This window comes from Chromatiales bacterium (genome assembly GCA_014323925.1).
Classification (GTDB): domain Bacteria; phylum Pseudomonadota; class Gammaproteobacteria; order Poriferisulfidales; family Oxydemutatoraceae; genus SP5GCR1.
The window spans coordinates 44,227-55,000 of the sequence record JACONC010000004.1; the positions used below are offsets into that span (position 1 = coordinate 44,227).

Sequence of the window (10,774 nt, forward strand, 5' to 3'; positions counted from 1 at the left end):
TTTAATTATGTCGTCCAACGAGTGGTTCTAGCTGTTCAATAATTGCCTGCGTTACTTGTGCAATACTTTGCTCAGCGTTAACTACCTTAATACGCGCAGAGTTATTCTTGGCACATTGCAAATAAGCCTGGCGTACTCGCGTGAAGAATGCCTCATTTTCTCTTTCAAACCTATCTAGTGTAGCAATATTTAGTCGCTGCCATATATATTTAGGATCCATATCTAATAAAATAGTCAAATCGGGCATTACCGATACTGCCATTCTATTCAGCTGTGCAATATAATCTAATTGAATGTCACACCCTCCGCCTTGATATGCGTAACTAGAATCCACATAGCGATCGCAAATTACCCAGCAACCTCTTTGCAACTTTGGCTTTATTTTTTGTACGATATGCTCAGTGCGAGCGGCATAGAATAATAGTAATTCGGTTATTTCAGATGTTGGATGCTCTGATTCGAGGAGCCATCGACGGATTTCTTCCCCCAATCGCGTACCACCGGGTTCTTGTGTAGTATAAGTATCTATCCCTTTACTATGCAAATAATCAGCTAGTTTGGCAATCTGTGTGCTTTTGCCAGTTCCTTCCACTCCTTCCAGTGTGATCAATTTGCCGTTCATCGCTTTAATTGATATTTTCTAACTGCCTTAAGATGATCCTCATAAGTCTCAGAAAAATGATGGCTACCATCTCCTTTAGCAACAAAATACAAATAATCACTCAATGTTGGGTTCATCACCGCAGTAATCGATGAAAGACTAGGCATCGCAATGGGTGTCGGCGGTAAGCCTTTATATATGTAGCTATTATACGGCTGCTTTTCTTTTAAGTCACGCGAACGAAGGTTACCGTCGAAGCGGTTTCCCAACCCATATATCACCGTAGGATCGGCCTGCAAAGGCATATTTTTAGTCAAGCGAGAGATAAAAACTCCTGCAACGAGTGGTCGTTCTGTTGCTATAGCAGCTTCTTTTTCTACGATAGAAGCGAGAATTAATGCTTCGTATGGTGATGTTAAAGGTATACGCAAGTCTCGAGCTTGCCAAGCTTCTGCTAAAGTAGCTTGCATCTTATCATAGCCTTGCTGCAATAGGTCGAGCGCATCGCTGCCTTTGATATAGTAATAAGTATCGGGGAAAATCAATCCTTCAGGGGATGGCTGTGATATGCCTAAGCGATCGCTGATATCACTGTAATCAGTGGTTGCAACATTAATCGAGGGAACGGCTTGCATAGCTTCTAAAATTTGCCGTAGTGTATAGCCTTCTATAATGCTAAACTTTCTTTGTAGCACTTGACCTGAGAACGCATTATCTAGAAATTGGCGGAATTTCATATTCGGCTTGAGTAAATATTCGCCGGCTTTTATTTGCCCAGCAGATGTTTGTGCCAGATATATGTATAGTGCGATATACCAATGCAGTGGTGCAATGCCTTGATATGGCTGCAGTATCTGCTCATTATGCATATTTTCTAGTATTTGTATTAAACTGTCGCCTTTTTGGATATAAAAGCTACGATCTTCGCTTATATCTATAGATTTTTGGTATATTTGTTGCCTAAAATCAAAAAGTAAAGTAAAAGCTACAACGATAGCAAAAACGATCACAATAATTATAATGCTTCTTAGCTTCATAGTGCAATGCCAACTTCAGAAAAAGCAAATGACCGCAACAAGCGATGCACTACTGCGACATCATAACTATTTGCTTCTATGCTACGCACTGGCCATACACGTATTAATGCATTGCAAAAGAATAATCCATCCGCCTCTAATATGGCTTGTCGATCTATAGTCTGTTGCTTGACAGCGATGTTGTGTCGTTGGCATTGTTCTAGAATCCATTCTCGCATCACACCTTGGATTCCGCAGTTATCTAATTTTGGTGTTTTTAACACATTATCACTGATGATGAATAAATTGCTCATGGTGCCTTCTATCGCATTGTTGTAGTAGTCAAACATAATACCCTCGTGATATTCGTCTTGCCATTCCATACGCGCAAGTACTTGTTCTAAGCGGCATAAATGCTTAATTTTAGATAAAGTCGGGTTGTATCCGAGCCGCTGCTTACAAAAACACACATCTACTCCGTTGCGATAGAGTTGCTCAGAGAATGTTTGCCGGTGTTGAAGGAGTGCAATGCGCGAAGGTTTTGCTGACGGTTGTGTTTTATAGCCTGATGCACCAACGCCGCGAGTAATGATGATTTTTATAACGCCATTAGACTGTGCATTGCGGGATAATGTAAATACTTCTTTTTCTAATTCATCTAGATTATTAAAAACAATTCCTAACTGCTTGCAACCATAGATTAATCTATCGGTATGTTTTTTCCATAGACAAGGCTTGCCGTCGGCAACTGCTATTGTTTCAAAGACCCCGTCACCATAAGCCAAACCTCTATCAGCAATAGATACATAATCAGTTACCTGACCATTGACTAAAGCTGTGGCTATATCTGACAAGATTGTGATTAAATCCTGCGAAATGCAAGCGATGCATTGGTTCCACCGAATCCAAAAGAATTGGATAGTATACAGTTTACTTTGGCTTTGCGTGATTGCCCAGGAACATAATCCAGGTCACATTCCGGATCAGGAGTCTCTATATTGATAGTAGGCGGTAGTATTTGATCTCTCAAAGTTAGCACTGAGAATACTGCTTCAACCCCACCGGCTGCCCCCAACAGGTGGCCGATCATTGATTTTACTGAACTAATCGAAAGTTTATATGCATGCGACTTAAATACTATTTTGACAGCATCGCTCTCTATTTTGTCTCCTAAAGGCGTGGATGTGCCGTGTGCATTGAGATAATCAACCTCATCAGGGTTAATCTCGGCATCGTTCAGCACATCGGTCATACAGCGCACTGCTCCCTCACCTTGCGGTGATGGCTGGGTAATATGATACGCATCACTCGATGTACCGTAGCCGGATAGTTCACAATAGATATGCGCGCCACGTTTCATCGCATGCTCGTATTCCTCCAACACCAGAACTCCAGCACCGTCGCCTAAGACGAAGCCGTCGCGGTGTAAATCCCACGGCCGACTTGCCTTTTGCGGGTCATCGTTATGTGAGGCACTGAGCGCACGGGCCGCAGCAAAACCGCCAATGCCTAAAGCAGTGCTTGCTTTTTCACTACCTCCAGCAATCATCACATCGGCACCACCGGTGGCGATAATGCGCGCCGCTTCACCGATATTGTGTGTGCCGGTTGCACAAGCTGATACGATAGAATAATTAACACCCTTAAAACCATACTTTATAGATAAGTTGCCAGATACCATATTAATAATGCTACCAGGGATAAAAAAGGGAGATAATTTAGCACTGCCTTTGCTGTTCAAGACATTGTGTTGCTTTTCAATCAACGGTAGTCCACCGATTCCAGAGCCGACCATAACTCCGATACGATGGGCATTGCTATCGTCGGCAACGATACCTGAATCTGCAATTGCTTGACTACCAGCAGCCATACCGTAGTGGATAAACTCGTCGCATCGCCGCTGTTCCTTAGCAGATAGATAATCATCAACATTAAATCCCTGCACTAACCCGGCTATGCGTACCGAAAGATCGCTATTTTCTAGTTCGGCAACACGAGAAATACCACTTTGCCCGGCTAGAATGGCGCGCCAAGCACTATCAATATCGGCTCCCAACGGGCAAACAATGCCCAATCCAGTGATTACAGTTCTTCTACCTTTCAAATTACCAATCCGATAATCTAGATCAAGAATTACTTTTGATATAATCTATCGCTTGTTTAACCGTTGTGATTTTCTCAGCTTCTTCGTCGGGTATCGCACACTCAAATTCTTCCTCAAGTGCCATAACCAACTCTACGGTATCCAATGAATCCGCATTCAAATCATTGACGAATGATGCATCGTCGGTTACTTTGTCTTCGGATACACTGAGCTGCTCCGCTACGATTTTGCGAACTCTAGCGTCTATATCTTCCATTATTATCTCCTGTTCTGTTTATAAAATAAATAGTCACGGCATATACATGCCACCGTTAATATGAATCGTTTCTCCAGTAATGTAGCCGGCATCTTCGGAAATTAAAAATCGAGTTAAAAACCCAACCTCATCAGCCACTCCAAAACGACGCAGTGGGATATTTTGTAATAATGCCTGGCGTTGTTCTGCGGAGAGTGATGCGGTCATATCAGTATCAATAAAACCGGGAGCAATATTATTTACCGTGATATTACGCGCAGCTAATTCCTTAGCTAAACTCTTTGTCAAGCCCAGCATTCCCGATTTAGCTGCAGCATAATTTGATTGTCCGGCATTGCCGATAGATGCGATAACCGATGTGATATTAATAATTCTGCCCCATCTATTCTTAATCATTTTTTTGATAAACATCTTAGTCACTCGATAGACAGATGTTAGATTAGTATTAATGACTTCTTGCCAGTCATCATAACTCATTCTGAGTAACAGATTATCACGGGTGATGCCAGCATTATTGATAATAATATCTGGCATTTTATTTTGCTGCTTAAGATATTCAGCGACCTGTGCTATGGAGTCTTCCTTATCTACTCGCATAACCAGCCCTGACCCTTTAGCATTTGCGGTTTTGATGATTGCCGATATTGCTTTGGCACCTGCATCAGTCGTTGCGGTACCGTAAATCTCTAGCGTATCATTCATCAAGGTTTTCAAAATAGCAGCACCTATGCCTCGCGAGGCACCGGTAACCAAGGCGATTTTAGGAGTTTCAGTCATGCTGTAAGTTTTTCTAGTACATAGCCTAAGCTTTTAGGATCGTTCACTCTGTAGGTTATAAAGCTCTTATCTATACGTTTGATTAACGACGATAAAACTCCTCCCGGTCCTATTTCAACAAAATTCTCGATACCACTTGCTGAGATTTTTTGTATGATATCCACCCATTTTACTGGTTTGTATAGCTGCTTGATCAAAGCATTCGCTATATGCGCAGGATCTTTATAAGACTGAGCATCATAATTATGTATAACTTTTACTTTAGGCACGCTAATTTTAATCTTTTTTATTTGTTCGGCAAATTTTTCAGCAGCAGCTTTCATCAACGAGCAATGCGAGGGTACTGTAACGGCTAATAGCACACATTTACTTGCCCCTTCGACTTTAGCAATTTCCATTACTTGCTTTACCTTATCAGTGTTCCCAGCAATAACGGTTTGTAGCGGTGTATTAAAGTTTACTGCTTCTACAATGCCGCCTTGGGTGCAGCTTTTTTTGCATAGCTCGATAACTCGGTCTTTATCAAGGCCAATGATTGCCGCCATTACACCTTCGCCGCCAGCCATTGAACTCTGCATAAGTTCGGCACGCTTTGCGACTAAGCGAAGTGCTGCTTCAAAAGTCAACGCACCGCTACAAGCCAAAGCGCTATATTCACCTAAACTATGACCGGCCATCACAGCGGGTACATGATTCGTAGAATTTTTCCAAATTCGCCATATTGCAACACTAGCTGTCAATATAATTGGTTGGGTGTTAGTCGTCTGGGCTAACTCTTCGGCAGTCCCTTTTCTGACTAATTTATAGAGGTCGCGAGATAGCATCTCGGATGCTTCTTCAAAGGTACTCCGTACTTCTTTGTATTTATGATTTAATGCCTCGAGCATATTAACACTTTGCGAACCTTGTCCCGGAAAGACAAAAGCAGTTTCAATAATCATATTAACCCTTACATTAACCCTTATAGTATTTTTGTATAAGTCTACCCAAATACGATTTTCTATATATAATATGCATTTTATATTAAGATAACGAAGCAACCAACCAGTGTATATAACATTAAAATTTTATGCCTAAAGAGCAAATTTTTGAGATCGAAGGTGTCGTCACTGATGTGCTACCTAATACAGTGTTTAGGGTCAAGCTTGACAATGGCCATACCGTCACTGCTCATATATCCGGCCGCATGCGAAAACATTATATTCGTATACTAGCCGGTGATAAGGTAACAGTTGAAATGACACCTTATGATTTGACGCGCGGTAGAATTATATATAGAGAGAAGTAATACTGTCAACATTCTATTTTTTTCTTATTTAAATCTGTTACGCTAAATAGTATATCGTTTCCTTTTAGCGTATACGACAATTTACCACCTTTTTTCAATTTACCGAATAATATCTCGTCTAAGATGGGTTTTTTGAGCTTGTCTTCTATTAACCTGTGTATCGGGCGTGCCCCCATGGTTTCGCTATAGCCGTTATCGGCAAGCCAGTTGCGTACTTGCTTATCAATATTCAAGACGATATTGCGGTTCTCTATTTGTGCTTGGAATTGGGTCAATGCTTTGTCAACAACCGACAATACTACTTTTTTATCTAAAGAATTAAAGCGCACGATCGCACTCAAGCGGTTGCGAAACTCTGGCGTGAATATTCTATTAATAGTTTCTAAGCCATCCAGTTTTCTATCACGCTCGGTAAAACCCATGTTGCCTTGCATAATTTCATCGGCACCAGCATTGGTAGTCATAATTATTATCGTATTCCTAAAATCAATTTTACGTCCGTTGGTATCGGTTAGCATACCGTAATCCATAACCTGCAACAGTAGAGCCAAAACATCGATGTGCGCTTTTTCTATTTCGTCGAGCAGCACCACTGCTTGAGGATTCTTGAGTACCGCATCGCTGAGTAAACCACCCCTATCGTAGCCGACATAGCCGGGAGGCGCACCTATTAGTCTGGACACTGTATGTCGCTCCATATATTCAGACATATCAAAGCGTAACAATTCCTTGTTAAAGTTAAGTGCTAGCTGTCTGGTGAGTTCTGTTTTCCCTACGCCAGTAGGACCAGCAAATAAAAAAGCACCGATAGGTTTATCATTCTCTTTCATGCCGATACGCGATAATTTCACTGCAGTCACTACCTGAGCTATCGCTTCGTCTTGCCCAAAGATAACCATTTTTAGATTGCGTTCTAAGTTTTGTAGCCCTTGCATGTCGTTGGACGATAGATTCTCCGTCGGAATACGAGCTATTTGGGCAATAATATTCTCTATATCTTTAGAGCGTACCAGCTTGGGTTTATCTGATACTGTTGCTATCTTTGCACGGGCACCAGCTTCATCAACTATATCAATCGCTTTGTCAGGCAGACGTCTTTCGTGTATATAACGTGATGCCAATTTGCTAGCGGTATGCAAACTTTGCTTGGAATAACGTACCTTATGAAAGTCTTCAAAACCTTGTTTTAAGCCCAGTAATATCTTATAGGTCTCTTTGGCCGACGGTTCATTTATATCTATTTTCTGAAAACGCCGCGCCAGCGCATGATCTTTTTCAAATATATTGCGGTATTCTTGATAAGTCGTAGAGCCTATGCATTTGAAATGATTTGCCAGCAACTGCGGCTTGATTAAATTAGATGCATCTAGTGCGCTTCCGGAAGCCGAGCCAGTGCCGATTAAGGTATGGATTTCATCAATGAATAATATTGAGTGTTTTTCTTTACCCAGTTGTTTGAATACTGTTTTCAATCGTTTCTCAAAATCGCCACGATATTTAGTGCCAGCAATCAGATTGCCCAAGTCTAAAGAATATACCACTGCATCGTGTAACACCTCGGGCACTTTTTTGGCAACTATTCTGGCTGCAAAACCTTCGGCTAAAGCGGTCTTGCCTACGCCTGCTTCGCCTACATAAAGTGGATTATTTTTAGACTTACGACATAAAATTTGTATGGTTCTTTCGATCTCCGTCTCGCGACCAATTAATGGATCTACATTGCCTTGTTTTACTTTTTGGTTTAAGTCAATGGTATAATCTTCAAATGTAGCACCCTTCTGAGGTGCTTCACTGTCGTCGTTAACATTTTCAAAATTAGGAATACCGTCCTTAGAAATATTATGTGATATATAATTGATCACATCTAACCTTTCAATATTGTATTGCGATAAAAAATAAACCGATTGAGATTCTTGTTCGCTAAATATAGCAACCAGTATATTTCGACCTTTAATTTTTTCTTCGGCGGAGATCGCTTGATTGTGAAAAATAGCTCGCTGCAAAGTACGCTGAAAGCTTAATGTCGGTTGCGTGTCGTGTTCTTTATTGTCATACTTAGGTGTGGTTTTTTTTATATACCGTAGCAACCTTTCCGACAGCTCTTCCAAGTCGGCACCGCAAGCCGACAATACTTCAGCAGCATCAGAGTTGTCTACCAAACCCCAGAGCAAGTGCTCGGTCGTTACATATTCGTGCTGATGAGAACGAGCAAAATTGAATATATTAGCTAAAGTTTCTTCCAGTTCCTTATCAAACATCGTCCTTCTCCATAATACATAATAAAGGATGTTTATGCTCTCGCGAATATCTATTCACTGTCTCTACTTTGGTTTCGGCAATTTCCTTTGTAAAGACGCCACAAATCCCTTTGCCGCAAGTATGAATACGTAACATCAGATGTGTTGCTTGAGAAGAATTCATACTAAAAAAATTAATCAATATATAAACTACAAATTCCATCGGCGTAAAATCATCATTGAGCAATATTACTTTATAAAGAGAAGGTTGCTTAACTTTAGGTTTTCGCTTCGTAACAGTATCGGCGGTTTTTTCGATCATCGAATTACCTGAACTATCTAACGGATTTTTAGTGTAACCCATCTCTATTCCTACTATTGCCTAAGTCTGATTATCTGCATTTCACTCAGATGATAGTATATTATACTCATCAGAACAGCAGTCGTAGCTAACAATTTTAATATAAATTTTTATCGAAACATCGTCAGCCATTGTTTTAGCTATCTGTATAATTCTATTGTTTAGTTCACCACTCTTATTATGCTGCAATGAATTCAGAATTATCGTTAAATACTGTAAACGAAACTCCTAGTTCCGCAAAAATAATAATCGGCTTATCAGGAGGAGTTGATTCTGCAGTCAGTGCTTTATTTCTACAGCAGCAAGGTTGGGATGTAGAAGCACTCTTCATGAAAAACTGGGATGAGGATGATGACGAACATTGTGCTGCTGCAGAAGATTTAGCCCAAGCGCAACATATTGCCGAACTACTCAGTATACCTTTGCATACCATTAATTTCTCTCCCGAATACTGGGAATCGGTATTCACTTATTTTCTAAAAGAATACCGCGCCGGTCACACCCCGAACCCAGATATAATCTGCAATAAAGAAATTAAATTTAAAGCGTTTATAACGCACGCACGCACCTTAGGCGCTAGCCGCATTGCAACTGGACACTATGCTGACATACAATACGAAGCAGATAGTTATCGCTTGTTGCAAGCCGCCGACCACGATAAAGACCAGACTTACTTCCTTTATGCGCTCAATCAAAAACAATTGTCATCGTCGTTATTTCCACTTGCTAATATACATAAGTCTGAAGTACGCAAAATTGCGAAACAACATAACTTTCCCTGCCACGATAGAAAAGATAGCACGGGTATATGCTTCATAGGTGAGCGCAACTTCAGACAATTCTTAGAAAGCTATATTCCTGCCAAAGATGGCGATATTTTAGATTTAGAAGGCAAGTTAGTCGGGCATCATAAAGGTTGTTGGCATACCACCATAGGGCAACGACACGGTTTAGGGATTGGTGGCATTAGAGGAAGGAATGATGGTGCTTGGTATGTAGTCGCTAAAGATGCCAGCAAAAATACGCTAACCGTTGTACAAGATAAAAACCATCCACTTCTGTTCCAATCCGAAGTTCATATCAGTCAAGTAAATTGGATAAACAAAGCGGCACAAGATGGTGCGCATTTAGGATGCCGAATCCGACACCGGCAAACTATGCAAAAGTGCCGCATACATTACGGTGGCGACAAATCTTCTCTCACTATATATTTCGACCAACCACAACGCGCAGTAGCAGCTGGTCAATCGGCGGTGCTTTATCGCAACCGTGAATGCCTAGGCGGAGGCGTTATTGATACGCCTAGAAATTATTGAGTGCAAAGTTTATCAAATCAGCCGAATCTAAATATACCTGTTTATGAGATAGATGTTTCCTTCCATCTTATCATTAGCTAGTATAGTTTCAGTGTCTTATTTCTCAAGGCATAAATCCTTTGGGTAATTTTGGGGTTTTCGCTGATTTACCCAACTTCTTAGCTGCCTGCTGCATCTGTTTATGTTGTTTTAGTACACGGTTGATATCTTGTATCGTCGTCCCTGATCCGGCGGAGATACGCTTTTTACGCGAACCATTGAGCTGTTCGGGATGGGTACGCTCAAATAAGGTCATCGAATCAATGACCGCAACACTTGCTTTCAGTTGAGTTTCTTGGGTTGCCGACTTAAGCATCGCATTATTTTTAAGTGTTGCCGGTAATTTGTCGATCAGCGATGCAACACCACCCATACTTTGTATTTGGCTAATTTGTTTTTTCACATCGTTTAAGTCGAATTTTGCTCTTTTGATTTTAGCAGAAAGTTTTTTTATGTCTTTGTTATCAGTTTTTTGCTCGATATCTTTTAACAGGCTTTCTATTTCTCCTAAGCCAAGGATGCGTGCTGCGATGCGTTGCGGTTCAAAAAGTTCTAATTGCTCGAGCTTTTCCCCGGTGCCTATCAATTTAATAGGTTTGCCAGTGACAACTCTAGCAGATAGTGCTGCACCACCGCGACTGTCGCCATCAGCTTTAGCCAATACGATGCCAGTCAATGGTACGCTTTCGGCAAATGTTTTGGCCGAATTGACCGCATCCTGCCCACTCATGCTATCCACTGCGAGTAGCACTTCGTTAGTCGGTACAGCACGGTGGATA

The 10,774-nt window shown here is 41.1% G+C and carries 12 protein-coding genes (1 of these 12 cut by a window edge); 2 read left to right on the forward strand and 10 right to left on the reverse strand.

Annotated features, from left to right (window positions below):
* Position 1: 1 nt before the first annotated feature.
* Genes GDA45_02810 through fabD form a run of 7 tightly spaced genes read right to left on the reverse strand, consistent with a single transcriptional unit; the run spans position 2 to position 5,689 of the window.
* Complete coding sequence (locus GDA45_02810; protein MBC6413854.1) at positions 2–622, reverse strand: dTMP kinase; 621 nt, start codon at positions 620–622, stop codon at positions 2–4.
* Entirely contained in the window at positions 619–1,638 is a 1,020-nt protein-coding gene (gene mltG / locus GDA45_02815; GenBank protein ID MBC6413855.1) for an endolytic transglycosylase MltG, read from the reverse strand. The genes GDA45_02810 and mltG overlap by 4 nt, the downstream gene beginning before the upstream one ends.
* On the reverse strand, positions 1,635–2,471 hold the full coding sequence (pabC, locus tag GDA45_02820; protein ID MBC6413856.1) for an aminodeoxychorismate lyase: 837 nt from the start codon (positions 2,469–2,471) through the stop codon (positions 1,635–1,637). Before pabC ends, mltG begins: the two co-directional genes overlap by 4 nt.
* An 8-nt stretch (positions 2,472–2,479) precedes the next feature.
* A complete protein-coding gene (gene fabF / locus GDA45_02825) occupies positions 2,480–3,721 on the reverse strand; it encodes a beta-ketoacyl-ACP synthase II (GenBank protein ID MBC6413857.1) in 1,242 nt (413 codons plus the stop codon).
* 22 nt (positions 3,722–3,743) lie between these two features.
* Positions 3,744–3,977, reverse strand: a complete 234-nt coding sequence (gene acpP, locus GDA45_02830; GenBank protein ID MBC6413858.1) for an acyl carrier protein — start codon at positions 3,975–3,977, stop codon at positions 3,744–3,746.
* Positions 3,978–4,010: 33 nt separating this feature from the next.
* Positions 4,011–4,754, reverse strand: a complete 744-nt coding sequence (gene fabG / locus GDA45_02835) for a 3-oxoacyl-[acyl-carrier-protein] reductase (GenBank protein MBC6413859.1) — start codon at positions 4,752–4,754, stop codon at positions 4,011–4,013.
* Positions 4,751–5,689, reverse strand: a complete 939-nt coding sequence (gene fabD / locus GDA45_02840) for an ACP S-malonyltransferase (GenBank protein MBC6413860.1) — start codon at positions 5,687–5,689, stop codon at positions 4,751–4,753. Before fabD ends, fabG begins: the two co-directional genes overlap by 4 nt.
* Positions 5,690–5,823: 134 nt before the next feature.
* Here fabD and infA point away from each other — a divergent pair, with 134 nt between their 5' ends.
* Positions 5,824–6,042 (forward strand): translation initiation factor IF-1, encoded by a 219-nt coding sequence (gene infA, locus GDA45_02845; GenBank protein MBC6413861.1) that lies wholly within the window; start codon positions 5,824–5,826, stop codon positions 6,040–6,042.
* Between the two features lie 5 nt (positions 6,043–6,047).
* Here infA and clpA read toward each other — a convergent pair whose 3' ends face one another.
* Complete coding sequence (gene clpA, locus GDA45_02850) at positions 6,048–8,300, reverse strand: ATP-dependent Clp protease ATP-binding subunit ClpA (GenBank protein ID MBC6413862.1); 2,253 nt, start codon at positions 8,298–8,300, stop codon at positions 6,048–6,050.
* Complete coding sequence (clpS, locus tag GDA45_02855; GenBank protein ID MBC6413863.1) at positions 8,293–8,601, reverse strand: ATP-dependent Clp protease adapter ClpS; 309 nt, start codon at positions 8,599–8,601, stop codon at positions 8,293–8,295. The genes clpA and clpS overlap by 8 nt, the downstream gene beginning before the upstream one ends.
* Before the next feature lie 227 nt (positions 8,602–8,828).
* Between clpS and mnmA the strand changes: the two genes are divergently transcribed.
* Positions 8,829–9,956, forward strand: a complete 1,128-nt coding sequence (mnmA, locus tag GDA45_02860; protein MBC6413864.1) for a tRNA 2-thiouridine(34) synthase MnmA — start codon at positions 8,829–8,831, stop codon at positions 9,954–9,956.
* A gap of 103 nt (positions 9,957–10,059) precedes the next feature.
* Here mnmA and ffh read toward each other — a convergent pair whose 3' ends face one another.
* A protein-coding gene (ffh, locus tag GDA45_02865) for a signal recognition particle protein (protein ID MBC6413865.1) crosses the window boundary here: on the reverse strand, positions 10,060–10,774 show its 3' portion. Its footprint extends 617 nt past the window's final position; only the last 715 of its 1,332 coding nucleotides appear in the window; the start codon falls outside the window, past its right edge — the gene reads right to left on this strand; it ends in the stop codon at positions 10,060–10,062.

Bases quoted from the DNA above. Each gene is read 5' to 3' on its own strand.
- GDA45_02810 (MBC6413854.1), bottom strand. From the start codon at position 622: ATGAACGGCAAATTGATCACACTGGAAGGAGTGGAAGGAACTGGCAAA.
- mltG (MBC6413855.1), bottom strand. From the start codon at position 1,638: ATGAAGCTAAGAAGCATTATAATTATTGTGATCGTTTTTGCTATCGTT.
- acpP (MBC6413858.1), bottom strand. From the start codon at position 3,977: ATGGAAGATATAGACGCTAGAGTTCGCAAAATCGTAGCGGAGCAGCTC.
- fabG (MBC6413859.1), bottom strand. From the start codon at position 4,754: ATGACTGAAACTCCTAAAATCGCCTTGGTTACCGGTGCCTCGCGAGGC.
- infA (MBC6413861.1), top strand. From the start codon at position 5,824: ATGCCTAAAGAGCAAATTTTTGAGATCGAAGGTGTCGTCACTGATGTG.
- clpA (MBC6413862.1), bottom strand. From the start codon at position 8,300: ATGTTTGATAAGGAACTGGAAGAAACTTTAGCTAATATATTCAATTTT.
- clpS (MBC6413863.1), bottom strand. From the start codon at position 8,601: ATGATCGAAAAAACCGCCGATACTGTTACGAAGCGAAAACCTAAAGTT.
- mnmA (MBC6413864.1), top strand. From the start codon at position 8,829: ATGAATTCAGAATTATCGTTAAATACTGTAAACGAAACTCCTAGTTCC.